18 protein-coding genes and 1 pseudogene are annotated in these 16,963 nt (G+C 64.9%); 3 read left to right on the top strand and 16 right to left on the bottom strand.

Annotated elements, in window-relative coordinates; genetic code table 11:
- Positions 1–106: 106 nt before the first annotated feature.
- The 3 genes from dxs to AAFL97_RS13505 are packed head-to-tail and all read right to left on the bottom strand — an operon-like array spanning position 107 to position 3,159.
- Positions 107–1,966 (bottom strand): 1-deoxy-D-xylulose-5-phosphate synthase, encoded by a 1,860-nt coding sequence (gene dxs / locus AAFL97_RS13515; protein ID WP_341645353.1) that lies wholly within the window; start codon positions 1,964–1,966, stop codon positions 107–109.
- A gap of 60 nt (positions 1,967–2,026) precedes the next feature.
- A complete protein-coding gene (locus AAFL97_RS13510) occupies positions 2,027–2,926 on the bottom strand; it encodes a polyprenyl synthetase family protein (RefSeq protein WP_341645352.1) in 900 nt (299 codons plus the stop codon).
- Positions 2,923–3,159, bottom strand: a complete 237-nt coding sequence (locus AAFL97_RS13505; protein WP_263459921.1) for an exodeoxyribonuclease VII small subunit — start codon at positions 3,157–3,159, stop codon at positions 2,923–2,925. Before AAFL97_RS13505 ends, AAFL97_RS13510 begins: the two co-directional genes overlap by 4 nt.
- Positions 3,160–3,285: 126 nt before the next feature.
- Between AAFL97_RS13505 and AAFL97_RS13500 the strand changes: the two genes are divergently transcribed.
- Entirely contained in the window at positions 3,286–4,386 is a 1,101-nt protein-coding gene (locus AAFL97_RS13500; RefSeq protein ID WP_341645351.1) for an aromatic ring-hydroxylating oxygenase subunit alpha, read from the top strand.
- Positions 4,387–4,419: 33 nt separating this feature from the next.
- Here the strand turns inward: AAFL97_RS13500 and AAFL97_RS13495 are convergent, their stop codons facing one another.
- The 4 genes and pseudogenes from AAFL97_RS13495 to AAFL97_RS13480 form a co-directional block, all read right to left on the bottom strand.
- A complete protein-coding gene (locus AAFL97_RS13495) occupies positions 4,420–4,608 on the bottom strand; it encodes a hypothetical protein (protein ID WP_341647237.1) in 189 nt (62 codons plus the stop codon).
- 86 nt (positions 4,609–4,694) lie between these two features.
- A pseudogene (locus AAFL97_RS13490) lies at positions 4,695–4,847 on the bottom strand (type II toxin-antitoxin system death-on-curing family toxin); the annotation flags it as partial.
- Positions 4,848–4,860: 13 nt separating this feature from the next.
- Complete coding sequence (locus AAFL97_RS13485) at positions 4,861–5,082, bottom strand: AbrB/MazE/SpoVT family DNA-binding domain-containing protein (RefSeq protein ID WP_341645350.1); 222 nt, start codon at positions 5,080–5,082, stop codon at positions 4,861–4,863.
- A gap of 164 nt (positions 5,083–5,246) precedes the next feature.
- Entirely contained in the window at positions 5,247–6,134 is an 888-nt protein-coding gene (locus tag AAFL97_RS13480; protein ID WP_341645349.1) for a pirin family protein, read from the bottom strand.
- Between the two features lie 134 nt (positions 6,135–6,268).
- On the opposite strand from AAFL97_RS13480, the gene AAFL97_RS13475 reads away from it, so the two are divergent.
- A complete protein-coding gene (locus AAFL97_RS13475) occupies positions 6,269–7,285 on the top strand; it encodes an Rpn family recombination-promoting nuclease/putative transposase (protein ID WP_341645348.1) in 1,017 nt (338 codons plus the stop codon).
- 193 nt (positions 7,286–7,478) lie between these two features.
- On the opposite strand, the gene AAFL97_RS13470 is transcribed toward AAFL97_RS13475, so the two are convergent.
- From AAFL97_RS13470 to AAFL97_RS24715, 4 genes are all read right to left on the bottom strand, one after another.
- Positions 7,479–8,441 (bottom strand): hypothetical protein, encoded by a 963-nt coding sequence (locus AAFL97_RS13470; protein ID WP_341645347.1) that lies wholly within the window; start codon positions 8,439–8,441, stop codon positions 7,479–7,481.
- The gene (locus AAFL97_RS13465; RefSeq protein WP_341645346.1) at positions 8,351–9,154 is read right to left on the bottom strand and encodes a hypothetical protein; all 804 of its coding nucleotides are present in this window, start codon (positions 9,152–9,154) and stop codon (positions 8,351–8,353) included. The genes AAFL97_RS13470 and AAFL97_RS13465 overlap by 91 nt, the downstream gene beginning before the upstream one ends.
- Before the next feature lie 150 nt (positions 9,155–9,304).
- Entirely contained in the window at positions 9,305–9,751 is a 447-nt protein-coding gene (locus AAFL97_RS13460) for a hypothetical protein (protein WP_341645345.1), read from the bottom strand.
- A gap of 17 nt (positions 9,752–9,768) precedes the next feature.
- On the bottom strand, positions 9,769–9,939 hold the full coding sequence (locus AAFL97_RS24715; RefSeq protein ID WP_445954500.1) for a type IV pilin protein: 171 nt from the start codon (positions 9,937–9,939) through the stop codon (positions 9,769–9,771).
- Between the two features lie 261 nt (positions 9,940–10,200).
- On the opposite strand from AAFL97_RS24715, the gene AAFL97_RS13450 reads away from it, so the two are divergent.
- Complete coding sequence (locus AAFL97_RS13450) at positions 10,201–11,049, top strand: toxin-antitoxin system TumE family protein (protein WP_341647169.1); 849 nt, start codon at positions 10,201–10,203, stop codon at positions 11,047–11,049.
- A 6-nt stretch (positions 11,050–11,055) separates the two neighbouring features.
- Here AAFL97_RS13450 and ispH read toward each other — a convergent pair whose 3' ends face one another.
- The 5 genes from ispH to AAFL97_RS13425 all read right to left on the bottom strand — a co-directional run bounded on the left by ispH (position 11,056) and on the right by AAFL97_RS13425 (position 16,822).
- On the bottom strand, positions 11,056–12,012 hold the full coding sequence (ispH, locus tag AAFL97_RS13445; RefSeq protein WP_341645344.1) for a 4-hydroxy-3-methylbut-2-enyl diphosphate reductase: 957 nt from the start codon (positions 12,010–12,012) through the stop codon (positions 11,056–11,058).
- Between the two features lie 26 nt (positions 12,013–12,038).
- Positions 12,039–12,467, bottom strand: coding sequence for an FKBP-type peptidyl-prolyl cis-trans isomerase (locus AAFL97_RS13440; RefSeq protein ID WP_263459935.1), 429 nt, complete (start codon positions 12,465–12,467; stop codon positions 12,039–12,041).
- Positions 12,464–12,943 (bottom strand): signal peptidase II, encoded by a 480-nt coding sequence (lspA, locus tag AAFL97_RS13435; protein WP_341645343.1) that lies wholly within the window; start codon positions 12,941–12,943, stop codon positions 12,464–12,466. Before lspA ends, AAFL97_RS13440 begins: the two co-directional genes overlap by 4 nt.
- Positions 12,944–13,004: 61 nt before the next feature.
- Positions 13,005–15,821 carry an isoleucine--tRNA ligase gene (gene ileS, locus AAFL97_RS13430; protein ID WP_341645342.1) on the bottom strand — a complete coding sequence of 939 codons (2,817 nt, stop codon included), beginning with the start codon at positions 15,819–15,821 and terminating at the stop codon, positions 13,005–13,007.
- Between the two features lie 56 nt (positions 15,822–15,877).
- The gene (locus tag AAFL97_RS13425; RefSeq protein WP_341645341.1) at positions 15,878–16,822 is read right to left on the bottom strand and encodes a bifunctional riboflavin kinase/FAD synthetase; all 945 of its coding nucleotides are present in this window, start codon (positions 16,820–16,822) and stop codon (positions 15,878–15,880) included.
- Between the last annotated feature and the right edge of the window lie 141 nt (positions 16,823–16,963).

Genomic DNA, 16,963 nt, shown 5'->3' with positions numbered 1-16,963 from the left:
ATTCATGGGCGACTCTCGGGAAAGGCTGCGGAACGGAGTGCGTTCACGCATGTAATGCAAGCCTGTTGCAACAAGCATGCAATCTTAGCTTTCCCGACAAAAATACTCAACTATCGGCCTGATTCACGCTGGCAATGCTGGCCAGGATGCCTGCCTCGTCGAGGCCGACCGAGGCCAGCAGCTTGGCCTGGTCGCCATGGTCGATGAAGCGGTCGGGCAAGCCCAGGCGCAGCACGCGCGGGCGCGCCGCCAAGGTGTCGACGAAGCGCGAAACCTCGGCGCCGGCACCGCCGATGACGGCGTTCTCCTCGATCGTCACCAGCAGGTCGTGGCTGGCGGCGAGCTCGGCGACCAGAGCCTCGTCGAGCGGCTTGACGAAGCGCATATTGACCACGGTGGCGTCGAGCGTGTCGCCGACGCGTTCGGCGACATCCACCATGCTGCCCCAGGCGAGCAGGGCGATGCGCTTGCCCTGGCGGCGGATTTCGGCCTTGCCGATCGGCAGCGCGCTCATCTTCGCCTCGGGCGTCACGCCGCGGCCGCTGCCGCGCGGGTAGCGCACGGCGCTCGGCCCGGGATGCTGGGTGGCGGTGTAGAGCATCTGGCGGCATTCGTTCTCGTCCGCCGGCGCCATCACCACCATGTTGGGGATGCAGGCGAGGTAGGACAGGTCGTAGGCGCCATGGTGGGTCGCGCCGTCGGCGCCGACCAGGCCGCCGCGGTCGATGGCGAACACCACCGGCAGGTTCTGCAGCGCAACGTCGTGGATGAGCTGGTCGTAGGCCCGCTGCAGGAAGGTGGAATAGATCGCCACCACCGGCACGAAGCCTTCACAGGCCATGCCGGCGGCGAAAGTCACCGCGTGCTGCTCGGCGATGCCGACGTCGAAATAGCGCTTCGGGTATTCCTGGGCGAAGCGCACCAGGCCGGAACCTTCGCGCATCGCGGGCGTGATGCCGACGATGCGCGGGTCGATCGCCGCGATGTCGCACAGCCAGTCGCCGAACACCTGGGTGTAGGTCGGCTTGCCGCTGCTCTTGCCGGTCTGGATGCCTGCGGTGTGGTCGAACTTGGAGACGCCGTGGTACAGGATGGGGTCGGCTTCGGCGAGCTTGTAGCCCTGGCCCTTCTTCGTCACCACATGCAGGAACTGCGGCCCTTTCAGCCGCTTCAGGTTCTGCAGCGTCGGGATCAGCGCGTCCAGGTCGTGGCCGTCGATCGGACCGTAGTAGTGGAAGCCGAACTCCTCGAACAGGGTGCCGGGGCTGATCATGCCCTTGGCGTACTCCTCGACCTTGCGCGCCAGCTCGGCGACCGGCGGCGCCATGCCCAGCACCTTCTCGCCGACGCGGCGGGCGGTGTTGTAGGTCGAGCCCGACAGCATGCGGGCGAGGATCCTGGTCAGCGCGCCGACCGGCGGCGAGATCGACATCTCGTTGTCGTTGAGGATCACCAGCAGGTCGATGTCCTCGATGTCGCCGGCGTTGTTCAGCGCCTCGAACGCCATGCCGGCCGACATCGCGCCGTCGCCGATCACGGCGATGGCGTGGCGGTCTTCCTTCTTGCTGCGGGCGGCCACCGCCATGCCCAGCGCGGCCGAGATCGAAGTCGACGAATGCGCGGTGCCGAAGGTGTCGTACTCGCTTTCGCAGCGCCGCGGAAAGCCCGAGATGCCGCCCCAGTGGCGCAGGCCGGCCATCGCCTCGCGGCGGCCGGTGAGCACCTTGTGGCCGTAGGTCTGGTGGCCGACGTCCCACACGATGCGGTCGTACGGCGTGTTGAAGACACAGTGCAGCGCGATCGAGAGTTCGACGGTACCCAGGTTGGACGACAGGTGGCCGCCGGTTTTGGAGACGGATTCGATCAGGAAGGCGCGCAGTTCATCGGCAACGGTGCCGAGTTCGCGGCGATCGAGGGCGCGAAGGTCGGCGGGGGTGCTGATGCGTTCCAGGGTGGGGTAGGCCATGTGCTGTCCGATGCAGAATCGTTGTTGTCGTGGGCGGCGGGCGTCGTCGAGCCTTGCGCCTCAGAAGGCGCGATGCACGATGTAGTCGGCCAGCGACTCGAGGCGCCCGGCGGCATCGCCGAAAGGCTGCAGCGTCGCCCGCGCGTCGGCGAGCATGTCCTCGGCGAGGCGCCTGGCGTCGCTCAGCCCCAGCAGGCTGACATAGGTCGGCTTGTCGTTGTCGGCATCCTTGCCGGCGGTCTTGCCCAGCGTGGCGGTATCGGCTTCGGCGTCGAGGATGTCATCCACCACCTGGAACAGCAACCCGACCACCTTGGCGTAATGATCCAGGCGCTGCATGTCGGCCTCGTCCAGCGTACGCCCGGCGTGCGCGCCCAGCAGTACCGAGGCGCGGATCAGCGCACCGGTCTTGTGGATGTGCATGAACTCCAGCTCTTCGCGGCTCAGTTGCAGGCCGACCGAAGCCAAGTCGATGGCTTGGCCGCCCGCCATGCCGCGCGAGCCCGATGCGGTGGCGAGCATGCCGAGCATCTTCAACTGGGTCGCGGCATCGTCGGCCGCCGGCGCATCGGCCAGCGCCTGGAAGGCGAGAGTCTGCAGCGCATCGCCGACCAGCAGCGCGGTGGCCTCGTCGTATTCGACGTGCACCGTCGGCTTGCCGCGGCGCAGCACGTCGTTGTCCATGCACGGCATGTCGTCATGGACCAGCGAATAGGCGTGGATCAGCTCGACGGCGCAGGACACGCGATCCAGCCGCTCCGCCGGGGCGCCGGCCAGTTCGCCCGCGGCCTGTACCAGCAGCGGGCGCACCCGCTTGCCGCCGCCCAGCACAGCGTAGCGCATCGCCTGGTGCAGGCGCCGGGGGGCGAGGTCGGCGCCGGGCAGCAGCGCCTCGAGCGCCTGTTCGGTGCGCTGCTGGATGAGTCCCATCCAGTCCTGGAACGAGGGGCTGCCGTTCATTGCGTGCTGTCTCCGCCGGCAAAGTCGGCAAGCGTCTCGCCTTCGAGGACTTTCACGCGCTGCTCGGCATCGGCAAGGGTTTCCTGGCAGTAGCGCAGCAGGCCGACACCACGCTGGTAGCGCGCGAGCGCGTCTTCGAGCGGCAGCTTGCCGGATTCCATTTCCTGCACGATGGCTTCCAGCTCGGAAACCGCGGCTTCGAAGGACTTGGGAGAGGTTGCCGACTTTGGCATGGATGAATAATCTGGCGCGGCAAAAGCGGGAAAATAACCGATCGCAGGTCTGGCGGTCAAACAGGGGCTGGCTTACACTAACCCGTTTATTTTTCCGGATTTCTTGTCCGCAAGGGAGGTTCGGGGATGTCCGACATCGCTTCCAAAGCTCAACTGGCCCAGGCCGCTTCCCAGCTGCCTGTCTCATGGTACTTCGACCAGAAGGTCTTCGAACTGGAGAAAAAGCTCCTCTTCGATGCCGGGCCGGGGTACGTCGGCCACGAGCTGATGGTGCCTGAAGTCGGCAACTACCGCTCGCTCGAATGGCTCGACCATTCCAAGCTGCTGTTCCGCACCGAGGCCGGCATCCACCAGATGTCCAACGTCTGCCGCCACCGCCAGGCCATCATGCTGCAGGGCAGCGGCAGCACCGAGCACGTCGTCTGTCCGGTGCACCGCTGGACCTACAACCAGCAGGGCGAACTGATCGGCGCGCCGCATTTCGCCGAAAAACCCTGCCTCGGCCTCAAGCGCGACGCGCTCGAAAACTGGCGCGGCCTGCTGTTCAAGGGCCCGCGCTCGGCCAATGCCGACCTCGCCGGCATGACGGTGGCGCCGGCGCTGGACTTCTCCGGCTACAAGCTCGACCACGTCGAAATCCACCAGTGCAACTACAACTGGAAGACCTTCATCGAGGTCTATCTGGAGGACTACCACGTCGTGCCCTTCCACCCCGGGCTGGGCAGCTTCGTCACCTGTGACGACCTGAGCTGGCAGTTCGGCGACTGGTATTCGGTGCAGCAGGTCGGAATCACCTCGCTGGCCAAGCCGGGTTCGGCGACCTACGCCAAGTGGCACCAGGCGGTGCTCGACTACTACGGCGAGAAAAAGCCCGAGCATGGCGCGATCTGGCTCACCTACTACCCCAACGTCATGGTGGAGTGGTATCCGCACGTACTGGTCGTCAGCACCCTGATCCCGACCGACGTCGATCGCACCACCAACGTCGTCGAGTTCTACTACCCGGAAGACATCGTCGAGTTCGAGCGCGAATTCGTCGAAGCCGAGCAGGCCGCCTACATGGAAACCGCCATCGAGGACGACGACATCGCCGAGCGCATGGACCGCGGTCGCCTGGCGCTGATGAAGGAAGGGCGCAATGAAGTCGGCCCCTACCAGTCGCCCTACGAGGACGGCATGCAGCACTTCCACGAGTTCTACCGGCGGATCATGGAGCCTCATCTCTGAGGCCCCGGCGACGGGGCCGGCCGGTGGCCGTTTTCAGCGGTAAGCCGCCGCCGGCTCCTGCACGCCGCTGCCGGCCTGGGTGATGACGCGGGCGCGCAGCCAACGGGCGAATTCGGCTTCGTCGATGGTGCCGTCGGCCAGGCCGAGATATTGCGGATAAAGCTCCAGATCGTTGGCTTCCAGCGTGCCGCCATTGAGCTCGATGAAAACTTCGCAGGCCACTGCGGCAGTGCGCTTGTTGCCGTCCCTACGAACGGATGATTGCGTGTGAGGCCGAAAGCGAGGCTGGCTGCGAGATCGGCGAGGTCCGGCGGTGGCTCCCCGTAAGCATGGAGTTGCTGTGGTCGGGCCAGCGCGGAGTCGAGCAAGGCGTTGTCGCGCACGCCGCTGGCGCCTCCATGCTCTGCCAGTTGGCGGTCGTGAATGGCCAGTGCCAGTGGCCTGCTGATCCAGACGATCATGATTTTCTCCTGCTCACTGGGCGAGTTTGTGCAGCAGGGTCCTGCGCTTGCGCATGATCTGTTCCGCTACCGCCATCTGCTCGGCCAGGGTCGGATCGTAGGCAACCAGCTTGATCCCGTCGGGCGTTTCCAGCGCGTACAGCTCGTCGCCCTTCTCGAGACGCAGGTGGGCCAGCAGCTCCTTGGGCAGGATGACGCCGGCGGAGTTGCCGATGCTGGTGATCTTGAGCTTCATGGCGGGCCTCGCACTGGATGATGTTATAACCGATGTTATCACGTCGTTTCCAGGCCCGGTGAATCTCGGCAATCGGCAGCGTAGGCGTGCTGTTGGCACAGACATCAGCGCAGCGCCTTGCAATACGGCGCGTTGACTGCAGCCCGAGCTCCGCCTACCGGGCGTCAGCCGGCGGACGAAGCCCAAGGCAGCGCAGGCGCCACCAGCCGCTTGCCGCCATCCCCCGGAACGCGGCCGAAGCGCGCCGCGCCCGACTCCCAGTCGGCCTGGGCCTGGGCGACGTAGTCGCGGTCGTGGCCGACGAAGTTCCACCACATCGTGACGTCGCGCCCGAACGGAGCGCCGCCCACCAGCAGCGCGCGGCTGTTGGCGGCGAACCCGAGGTCGAGGCGATTTTGCCCCGGGCCGAGGTAGGCGAATTCATCCTCGGCCAGGCGCTCGCCGGCTACCGATACCCCGTCTTCCAGCGGCAGCACGCCGTACTCGAAGCCGGGCTCCAGCGCCACTGTCGTCGTGCCGCCCTCGGCGGATGCGAGGTCCATTCCCAATAGCGGCGTGAAGACCCGCGTGGGCGCCTGGTGTTCCGCGTAGCGGCCCGCCAGCAACGTACAGGCCACGCCGTCCTGCAACCAGTTCGGCAGCACAGGATGATGCTCGAATGCGGCAGCGGTATCCGCATGCTCCGGCGGCAGCGCGATCCATAGCTGGGCCGCGTGCAGCCTTTCTTCCCCGGGCAGCGAGTCCTCGGTATGCACGATGCCCGTGCCGGCGGTCATCAGGTTGACCTGGCCCGGATGGATCACCTGCTCGCTGCCGAGGCTGTCACGGTGCAGGATGCGACCCTCGATCATCCACGTGAAAGTCTGCAGACAGGTATGCGGATGGGCGCCCACGTGCATGCCCTGGCCGGCGCCGAAACTCACCGGACCGATGTGATCGAGAAAACACCATGCCCCCACCATTCGGCGCTGGCGCGTGGGCAAGGCACGGAAGATGGCCAGGCCTTCGCCGATTTCGGCTTTCCGCAGTGAAATGCGTTCGATCGTGCTCATGAGTGACAGTCAGGCCGTGTGGTGGGGGATGCCTGTACTGTAGTGCCGGGGGTGGGAAAGGCCAAGTAGGGCGAGAAGCTTGCATCAGGATTTCCCAATGGCATAATCCACCAATCCAATGACGTTGTACTCTCATGTCCTCCACCCCCTACGACGGCCTGTACAAGCAGCTCTTCTCGCACCCGGCGATGGTCGAGGCCTTGCTGCGCGGTTTTGTCCATGAGGACTGGGTCGAACAGATCGACTTCAGCACCCTGGAAAAGCCCAACGGCCAGTACGTCAGCGAAGAGCTACTGCAGCGCAGCGACGACATCCTGTGGCGCGTCCAGTTGAACTTGCCCGGTGGGCAGCAGGCATGGCTCTACCTGTACCTGCTGATCGAATTCCAGAGCAAGGCCGATCCATGGATGGCGCTGCGCCTGCTCACTTACGTCTGCCTGCTGTACCAGGATCTGATCAAGAGCGAACAGGTCGAACCCGGCAGCAAGCTGCCGCCAGTGTTCCCGGTCGTGATCTACAACGGCAAGGCCAGATGGCGGGCCAGCGTGGAAGTCGCTGAACTGATCGCCGCCCCCGGCAGCCTGGCGCGCTGGAGCCCACGTTTCCGTTATCACCTGCTCGACCAGGGACGGGTGCCGGAAGAAGAGCTGAAGCACCTGTCGAACAACCTGCTGGCCCGCCTGATCGAACTCGAAACCCACCTGCCCGATGATCCGCTCATCCTCGAGACGACCCGGGCGCTGATCCGGCTTCTCAAAGGCACTGGCTTCGACAGCCTGCGCCGCGCCTTTACGGTGTTCTACCAGCGCACTATCCTGTCGAAACTGAATTCGGGCCAGACGACTCAAATGCCCAACGATATGCAGGAGATCGACACCATGCTAGCCGAACGTATCGACGAATGGCTCGACGGCATCCGCCGAGAGAGCGCGCTCAAGGGGGAACAGAAAGGGCGCCAAGAAGGGCGCCGGGAAGGCAAGCAGAGCGAAGCAGCCCGGATATTGGGCCTTCAATTACGGCTCCGTTTCGGCACACTGCCCGATTGGGCGGAAGCACGGCTGGCGCAGGCGCCGCTGGAGCAGTTGGAAGGCTGGATCGAAGCGGTGTTGACGGCGGAGAGCCTGGAAGGGGTGATCGGGTCGGAAGAGTGACACGCCGAGTACGGTGTTGATTGTATTCAGATTGGTAGTGGCCAGTCGTGCAATGACAATACGGCTTTGGGCACCGAAGACCTCCTCATCCTTTTCAGCACTGGCGATCGGTTTGGAAAGCTGATTCCTGGCATCGATCTGATCGCATATCCAGGGCTTGACTTGCCCCCGTCCGAGCGCGGTTTGTGGTCATTCAGTCGTTCGATTTCAGCGAAAATCGGCCGTCCGAGAATACGTAGCCGATTCCCAAGGGATCGCGTGGAAAGTCCTCCAGCAACCCGGCTTCGATCAACTCGCCGGGGTTCTGCAAGGGGTTGCCATGCTGCTGTTCGAAGGCGGTTTGTGCGTCTTCCAGTATTTTCAGGCCCTCCAGCCGCTCGATGCGACGTACCAGCATGGTGCGCAGGCGCTCGTCGGTACTGAGTTCGTGTTCGTGGCGGAGGAAGGCCAGCGCAGCATCGGTTCCACGAAAGGTGCCGGCTTGCTGCATCAGACCGATGCGCCGGAAGGACGCTGCCTGTTCGGGCGAGCGGGTGCGCTCTGCCGCTTGCTCCAGCGCTGCGCGCGCAGCCGGGCCATCCTTGAGCATGCCTCCCAGTGCCAACCCCAGATAGAAAGGCGGAAAGGCGTCCCAGCCGCGGCAAGCTGTGGCACGGCGCAGGATGCCGATCCCCTGAACCGGTGCGCCACCCCAGGTCAACAAGGCATTGGCGGTGGAGAAGGCATCTTCGTGGCAAGGGTTCAAGCGGGTCGCTGCATCGTAGGCGCGAACGCGGTAGGCGCCTTCAGCTGTCGTGTCTGCAGCGGCATCGTCGAGGCCCGCGGACATCACGCGGAAAGTTTCGATGTTGGCGGCCAGATAGCGGTCTCCGCCGCTCAACACCACCTGCAAGGCCGGCGGCAGTACCACCCTGTCCTGCGCTTCGACCTGCTGCGGACGGTGAAAGCCCGGCGGAAAGCGCTTCTGCAAGCCCCAGAAGGCAGCGATCAGCACCAGTGCAAGGAGTAACAGGAAGATGCGTGGCAAAGCATGGCGGTGCCCAGACATGTCAGGCTTCCTCGATGTCAGGCGAAATGCCGGCGCGACAGCAGCCACTGTGCCAGCACCAGCATCGCCAGTGCATACAGCAGGGCGATGCCGGCCTGGATCGCCCAATGCGTCTGCAGCAGCGACCACTGCCCGTACAGCGCAATCTGGCGCACGTCCAGCACCGCCAGGTCCGGCAGTAAGTAGCCCAGCAGGCCGAGGGAGTTGTGATAGGTCCGGGCGTCGCTGACTAGACTGCTATCCTCGCGCAGCAAGGCCATGATATTGGAATATGAGCGTGCCAGCAGCATGAAACCGAGGCCGCCGATCAGCACGAAGCTCGGCGTCGCTACCACCACGGCGAGCACGGTGCCGAGCGCCAGCACCACGCACAGATCCACCAGCATCAAGGCTAGTGTGAACAGATAGGGACTGCCCAGCGCCACCGGCGTGGCCTGTTCGTAGTCGAGCGACAGCCAATGCACGCCGCCGGCCAAAGCCAGCCCCAGCACGGCGGTCAGCAGGCCGAGCAGTGTCACTATTGCCAGCAGGCGGCCGAGCAGGAAGCGCGCCCGTGTCCGTGGGTAGGTCAGTGAACTGAGAAAGAAACGGCGCTCGAACTCGCGCGCCAGCAACTCCTGCAACATCAGCAGACCGAGCACTGGCAGGCCGAGCCGCATCACCGCCAAGCCCATATCCAGCGCGACGGTGGCGGGCTGGCGACCGCTGAACTGCGCTGCCATCCAGCCCGTAGCCAGCATCAGGATCAGCAGCCAGGCAGCCATGACCAGAAAGCGGTGGCGAAGGGCAAGGCGAAAGGCGATTTTGGAATCGGCGATCATGATTAGCAGTTGTTACTTGCACTGGCTGAAAAATGCGCAATGCCTGCTCCGACACAGATCGAGGCAGGCATTGGTGTCAGCTGACAGGCGTTCCAACGTATCCTTTACCCAACTGAATGTGATCTTGCATATCGCAAGGCAGCGATGAGCTTAGGAAACGTCCGGAGTCAAGTCATCAACCGAGTCATCTGAACAAGCAGCATCCAGTGCTGCTCCAGCTACGCTGCCACCTGCATTGGAGCCGATATAGCCTTTTCCGATGTCGACTGTAGTATCAACCGTGTCATCCGCGTTTGCGCAGGTGCCGTTCCACTTTACCTCGCCTCCCCATTCGCCAATGATGGCGCACGGGATTTTTTCCACTTTTTTGCGGCCGTTCTCATGGCAAGCTCCAACTGTGATCAGATTCTTAGCGTTGTCACATTTAAAAGCCGCATGAACTCCTTTGGACAAGGACGGATTGACATCCTCGCCAATTGCGTCGCATTCAGTATCGGTGATTGGAGTGCCGATTGTGACGCTTTCTGCATAAGCTGTGCCAGCACCGAAACCCAAACCCAAAGAGATAATCAGGGTAGCCAAAATCTTGCTTTTCATTTTAAGAGCTCCTTTTGTTACTTTTGGGCTGCAGTGAGAATCTTGAGCAGGTTCGTGGCATCGCTGTGACCAGCAGTGTCATTCGCCTTGGCGCGATAGTCATTGAACTGCGGAATCGCCACCGCAGCCAGAATGCCGATGATTGCGACGACGATCATCAATTCGATCAGGGTGAAGCCCTTTTGCACCTTTTTTCATTTTGTGCTCCTGGTTGGTTGGAATGCCGAGGGTGTCTGGGCTGTAATGCGCTCGCCACCTTCTGGCTTTCCCTTCGCAACCGCCGTGCCAGCCATTCGTGCGTGATCCATTTCACGGATTGCCGGGCGTGGCACAGGGCTGGAGTGGTGCCGGCATTGCGGTGGCACGGGCGGTGGTGTGTCACGGTGGCGGGTGGCACGGCTGGACGGCTTCACATCAAGCAGGTGCTTGCAATTCGTATAACGCAATATATGGGAGCTACCCGAGCAGACGGGGTGGTGATCGAGATGGTCATCTGGTCTGTCGATCTGACTGTGCCTCGCTCTGCGCATCAGTACAAGTACCGCTTCTATGCAGACCGGTCGGGGCGTATCTTGGTGCGTTACGACAACGAAGCCGGGAAGGGGGATTACAAGCACATAGGCGCAGATGAAGTCGAAGTACCGTTCCGCTTCGTGTCCATGCAGCAGGTGGTGGCCGATTTTCTGGCCGGTGCTAAACTGCCTGCCTGCAAGACCCCCGGGGAAAGCGGTATGGATTTCATCAACCTGAGCACGGCGATTTCGCTCACTGGCCTGAGCAAGCGCACTTTGTGGCGGCGGATTGCCGATGGCGCCTTGCGGACCGAAGTGAGCGCTGTCTCTGCTCCCTCGGTAAGTCCACAGACCCGCGTCTGTCTCGATGACGCGCTGAAGCTGTCTCCGCTCGAATTGGGGGCGGATGACTGGGCGCTGATCCTTGCTGCGGATGGTGGCGAGGCCGAAGCGCAGTGCGACCTGGGCCTGCTGTTGCTGGGCCAGGGGCGTGCGGAAGATGCGCTGGGCTGGTTCGAAGCGGCTGCGCGCCAGGATTATCCCGAGGGCATGCACTGGCTGGGGCGCTGCCTGATCGCGGGGCAGGGCGTGGCGGTGGACGAGAAGCGCGGCATCGACTGCATTGCCCGCGCGGCCAATCGGGGCCATCCGACTGCGCGGCGGATGATGCCCTTTCTGTACGATCCGGCGCGGCCGGTTCTGTCTCCTGCCGAAATGGATGCCGCGCTCGATCGCATCGAGCGCAGGCTGGTGCTGGCTACGCTCGAGGAGACGGCGGGGCGGTGAGCGGCTTCAAGCTTGGCGGTCGGCCGTTTCCCGGTTCTGCAGTTCCTTCGGCAGCGGGAAGGTGACCTTCTCCGGCACGCCGTCCAGGTTGCGCACCTGACCGCCGCTGAGTTCCTTCAGGCGTTCGATGACTTCGGCGACGAGCACTTCCGGGGCCGAGGCGCCGGCGGTGACGCCGACACGGCGCTTGCCTTCGACCCATGCGGGGTCGATGCTGGCGGCGTTATCGACCAGGTAGGCCGGCACGCCGCGCAGTTCGGCCACTTCGCGCAGGCGGTTGGAGTTGGAGCTGTTCTTCGAGCCGACGACGAAGACCACGTCCGCGTGCGGGGTCATGAACTTGACCGCGTCCTGGCGGTTCTGCGTGGCGTAGCAGATGTCGTCCTTCTTCGGCCCCGTGATGTTCGGGAAGCGTTCGCGCAGCGCGGCGACGATGGTGGCGGCGTCGTCCATCGACAGCGTGGTCTGGGTGACGTAGGCCAGCTTGTCGGGGTCGGCGACCTGCAGGCTGGCGACGTCGGCGGGGGTTTCGACCAGGTGGATGCCGGTCTGGACCTGGCCCATGGTGCCTTCGACTTCGGGGTGGCCCTTGTGGCCGATCATGATGATCTCGCGCCCTTGCTCGCGCATGCGGCCGACTTCGATATGCACCTTGGTGACCAGCGGGCAGGTGGCGTCGAACACGCGCAGGCCGCGCCGTTCGGCTTCCTGGCGCACCGCCTGGGACACGCCGTGGGCGGAGAAGATGACGGTGTTGCCGGCGGGGACTTCGTCCAGTTCCTCGACGAAGATGGCGCCCTTGTTGCGCAGGTCGTCGACGACGAACTTGTTGTGCACGACTTCGTGGCGCACGTAGATCGGTGCGCCGAAGCGCTGCAGCGCGCGTTCGACGATCTCGATGGCGCGCTCGACGCCGGCACAGAAGCCGCGCGGGTTGGCCAGCAGGATTTCCTTGTCGCTCATGTTTTCGTCTCTGTCGGGGGTGTTGCTTACGACACGCCGATCACTTCCACCTCGAAGCGGATGGATTTGCCGGCGAGCGGGTGGTTGAAGTCGATCAGCGCCGACTGTTCGTCGATCTCGCGCACCAGACCGGAGTAGCGCGAGCCGTCGGGGGCGGTGAATTCCATGATGCTCATCGCTTCGATCTCTTCGTCGGGCATGTGTTCGCGCTTGACGCGTTCGATCAGCTCTGCGCGGTGCGGGCCGAAAGCCTGCTCGGCTTCGAGTTCGAAGACGTGATGGGTGCCGGGTTCCAGGCCGATCATCAGTTGCTCCATCGCCGGCAGCATTTCGCCGGCGCCGAGCTGCAGCGTGGCCGGGGTGGCGTTGAAGGTGCTGATCAGCGGCTGGCCGTTGGGCAGCGAGATGCGGTAGTGCAGGGTGACGAGGCTGTTGGCCTGGACGGTCTGGCTCACGAGGGCTTCTCCGGGGCCGGCGGGTGGCCGTGGCGGAACTGGCCCCACAGCATCAGCACCACGCCGACGGTAATGGCCGAGTCGGCCAGGTTGAACGCGGGCCAACTGTAGCCGGCGTAGTGGAAATGCAGGAAGTCCACCACCGCGCCATGCACCAGGCGGTCGTAGACGTTGCCGATGGCGCCGCCGATGATCATCGCGAACGCCGTCGGCAGCAGCTTTTCGGTGCGATGGCGCCAGATCTCGACCAGCAGCCAGCTGCAGATGATCACGGCCAGCCCGGTGAAGAACCAGCGCTGCCAGCCGCTGTGCTCGGCCAGGAAGCTGAAGGCCGCGCCGGGGTTGAACACCAGCACCAGGTCGAAGAAGCCGGTGATTGGCACCACCTGGCCGAGGTGCAGGCTGTCCAGTATCCATTGCTTGCTGAACTGGTCGAGCAGGGCGACGGCGACGGCCAGCGCGAGCCAGGGCAGCATGGCGACGAATCCAGGCGGCGAAGAGGCCTTGTGCATGACGGGCGACGTGCGGGGCAGGGCGTCAGGCATGGTGGCGGATTTCGCCGTCGCCGAACAGGTTGCTGACGCAGCGGCCGCACAGCGTCGGATGCTCGGCATGCTTGCCGACCGATTCGACGTAGTGCCAGCAGCGTTCGCACTTCTGCGCCTCGCTCGGCGTGGCGACGATGCCTTCGTCCTCGACCCGGGCGGCTTCGCCCAGCGTGGCGGCCGAGGTCATGGTGACGAAGCGCAGGTCTTCGCCGAGGCTGGCCATGGCGTTGAACTTGTCGGCGGTCAGCGCCAGCGCGAGCTCGGCCTGCAGCGACGAGCCGACCTTGCCTTCGGTGCGCAGCGCCTCGATGACCTTCAGGCCCTCGGCGCGCACCGCGCGGATGGTTTCCCAGCGCGCGATCAGGCCGGCCTCGCCTTCCTGCGCCGGCAGGGCGTGGAAGGTGTGCAGCATGATGCTGTCGGCCTCCTCGCCGTCCTTCGGCGGGCTCAGGATGGCCCAGGCTTCCTCGGCGGTGAAGGACAGGATGGGCGCCATCAGCTTCAGCAGGGTCTGGGTGATGTGCCACAGCGCGGTCTGCGCGGCGCGGCGAGCTTGGCTGCCGGCGGCCGTGGTGTACAGGCGGTCCTTCAGGATGTCGAGGTAGAAGGCGCCGAGGTCTTCGGCGCAGAACACCTGCAGCGCCTGCACGATGCGGTGGAATTCCATCCGTTCGTAGTCGGCCTCGGCCTGCTGCGCCAGCTTGCGGGTGAAGGCGAGCGCGTAGCGGTCGATGTCCATCCACTGTTCGAGCGGCACCGCGTCGCGGGCGATGTCGAAGTCGGCGGTGTTGGCGAGCAGGAAGCGCAGCGTGTTGCGGATGCGGCGATAGACTTCGACCACACGGTCGAGGATTTCCTTGGAGATCGACAGTTCGCCGGAGTAGTCGGTCGAGGCGACCCACAGGCGCAGGATCTCGGCGCCGAGCTTGCCGGTGACTTCCTGCGGCACGACGACGTTGCCGAGCGACTTGCTCATCTTGCGGCCCTGGCCGTCGACTGCGAAGCCGTGGGTCAGCAGGCTGCGGTAGGGCGCGTGGCCGTCGATGGCGCAGCCGGTCAGCAGCGAGGAATGGAACCAGCCGCGGTGCTGGTCCGAGCCTTCCAGGTACATGTCGGCGCGCGGGCCTTCGGGGTGGCCGTCGTTGTGCGAGCCGCGCAGCACGTGCTTGTGCGTGGTGCCGGAATCGAACCAGACGTCGAGCGTGTCGCTGATCTTGTCGTAATGGGCGGCTTCGGCGCCGAGCAGTTCGGCGGCGTCGAGGCGGAACCAGGCTTCGATGCCTTCCTGCTCGACGCGCTTGGCGACTTCTTCCATCAGTTCGACGGTGCGCGGGTGCAGCTCGCCGGTTTCCTTGTGCAGGAAGAAGGGGATCGGCACGCCCCAGTTGCGCTGGCGCGAGATGCACCAGTCGGGCCGGTTGGCGATCATCGCGTGCAGGCGGGCCTGGCCCCAGCCGGGGTAGAACTTGGTGGCCTCGACCGCGCGCAGCGCGCGTTCGCGCAGCGTCGAGCCGTCGGTCGCGGTCCTGTCCATGCCGACGAACCATTGCGCGGTGGCGCGATAGACCAGCGGCGTCTTGTGGCGCCAGCAATGCATGTAGCTGTGGGTGATCTTGCCGTTCGACAGCAGCGCACCGGCTTCTTCGAGCTTGGCGACGATGGCGGGACCGGCCTTCCAGATGTTCATGCCGCCGAAGAAGGGCAGGTCGGGCACGTATTCGCCGCCGCCCATCACCAGCGACAGGATTTCCTCGTTGCTGCGGCCGTAGGCGCGCCACGAGTTGAAGTCATCCACGCCGTGGGCGGGCGCCGAGTGCACGATGCCGGTGCCGGCGTCCACGCCGACGTAGTCGGCCAGATAGACCGGCGACACACGATCGTAGAAGGGGTGGTGGAACTCGATGCGCTCGAGCGCCGCGCCCTTGGTGGTGGCGACGACGCGGCCCTCGCGCTGGTAGCGCTGCAGTGCGGATTCGGCCAGCTCGCTGGCGATCACCAGCAGGCGGTCGCCGACGTCGACCAGGGCGTAGTCCAGCTCGGGGTGGGCGTTCAGTGCCTGGTTGGCGGGGATGGTCCACGGCGTGGTGGTCCAGATCACCGCGGCGGCAGGCTTGTCCAGTTGCGCCAGGCCGAAGGCGGCGGCGAGCTTTGCCGTTTCGCCGTCGGCCAGCGGAAAGGCGACGTCGATGGTCGGCGACTGCTTGTCGGCGTATTCGACTTCGGCCTCGGCCAGCGCCGAACCACAGTCGAAGCACCAGTTGACCGGCTTCAGGCCCTTGAACACGTAGCCGTTCTTCGTCATCTCGGCCAGCGCGCGGATTTCGTTGGCTTCGTTGGCGAAGTTCATCGTCAGGTAGGGATCGTCCCAGTCACCCAGCACGCCGAGGCGGATGAAGTCGGTCTTCTGGATCTCGACCTGCTCGGCGGCGTAGGCGCGGCAGAGTTCGCGCACCTTGTCGGCCGGCAGGTTCTTGCCGTGGGTGACTTCGACCTTGTGCTCGATCGGCAGGCCGTGACAGTCCCAGCCCGGCACGTAGGGGGCGTCGAAGCCGGCCAGGGTCTTCGAGCGGACGATGATGTCCTTGAGAATCTTGTTCAGCGCATGGCCGATGTGCAGGCTGCCGTTGGCGTAGGGCGGGCCGTCGTGCAGCACGAATTTGGGCCGGCCGGCGCTGGCCTTGCGGATGCGCTGGTAGAGCTTGCGCTGTTGCCAGTCGGCAATCCAGCCCGGCTCGCGCTTGGGCAGGTCGCCGCGCATCGGGAAGGAGGTGTCGGGCAGGTTGAGCGTCTTGCGGTAGTCGGCCATGGCGGGAAGATCGGTGTCGTGGGTCTGTGGGGCGCGGGCAGTTTGCTTTGCGGGCGTCAGGCTTGCAGCCGGTCGGGATTGTCGGCCAGCCACTGGCGTGCGCTGTCGGCGTCGAGCGCGATCTGGGCGCGCAGCGCGTCGATGGATTCGAATTTTCGTTCGGCGCGCAGCTTGTGCAGGAAATGGACGCGGATGTGGGCACCATAGCATTCCCGCGTCCAGTCGAAGAGATGCACTTCCAGCCGGGCGCGGCCTGCCGACGTGGCGGTCGGACGCACGCCGATGTTGGCGACGCCGGCAACCGGCTCGTCCGCCAGGCCTTCGACGCTGACCGCATAGACGCCGGTGAGCGCCGGGCGGCGGTGCTTCATCTGGATGTTGGCGGTCGGGAAGCCGATCTGGCGGCCGAGCTTGTCGCCGTGGCTGACGCGGCCGGCGATGCTGTAGGGGCGGCCGAGCAGGCGTGCGGCGTGGGCCAGGTCGTCCGCGGCGAGGGCCTCGCGCACCGCCGAGCTCGATACGCGCTCGCCTGCCACCGACAGCGTCGGCATGGACTCGACGGCGAAGCCGTGCTGCGCGCCGGCGGCTTGCAGCATGGCGAAATCGCCCTGGCGGCGGCTGCCGAAGCGGAAGTCGTCGCCGATGAACAGGTGGCGCACGGCGAGGCCGCGTACCAGGGTGTCATCGATGAAGGCCTGCGCCGGCTGTGCGGCAAAGCGGGCGTCGAAGCGGCAGATGTAGGTCCGGTCTACGCCGGCAGCGTCGAGCAGCAGCAGCTTCTCGCGCAGCGAGGCAAGGCGTGCAGGCGCATCGGCAGGGCTGAAATACTCGCGCGGATGCGGCTCGAAAGTGAGCACCACCGCCGGCAGGCCGAGCGAGCGTGCCTTGTCGGTAAGCAGCTTGAGCAGCGCCTGGTGGCCGAGATGGACGCCATCGAAGTTGCCGATGGTAAGCACCGTGGCCGTGTCGGCGTGCTCGGGAATCCCGCGAAAAACCCGCATAAGCGCCTGAAAAAGGCGCAATTATAGCGGCAAAGGGGGGCTTTGCGAAACACTGATATCTCGAACGAGGCACTCGTTTCGCAAGTTTTCTGCATGGTGCTGCCAGCGCTTCCGACGATCTGCACCCCCCTGGTTCTGCGT

This window comes from Thauera sp. SDU_THAU2 (genome assembly GCF_038260575.1).
Lineage (GTDB): Bacteria > Pseudomonadota > Gammaproteobacteria > Burkholderiales > Rhodocyclaceae > Thauera.
Note: the sequence above shows the minus strand (reverse complement) of the source record. Positions and strands in the feature narration are given on the sequence as shown.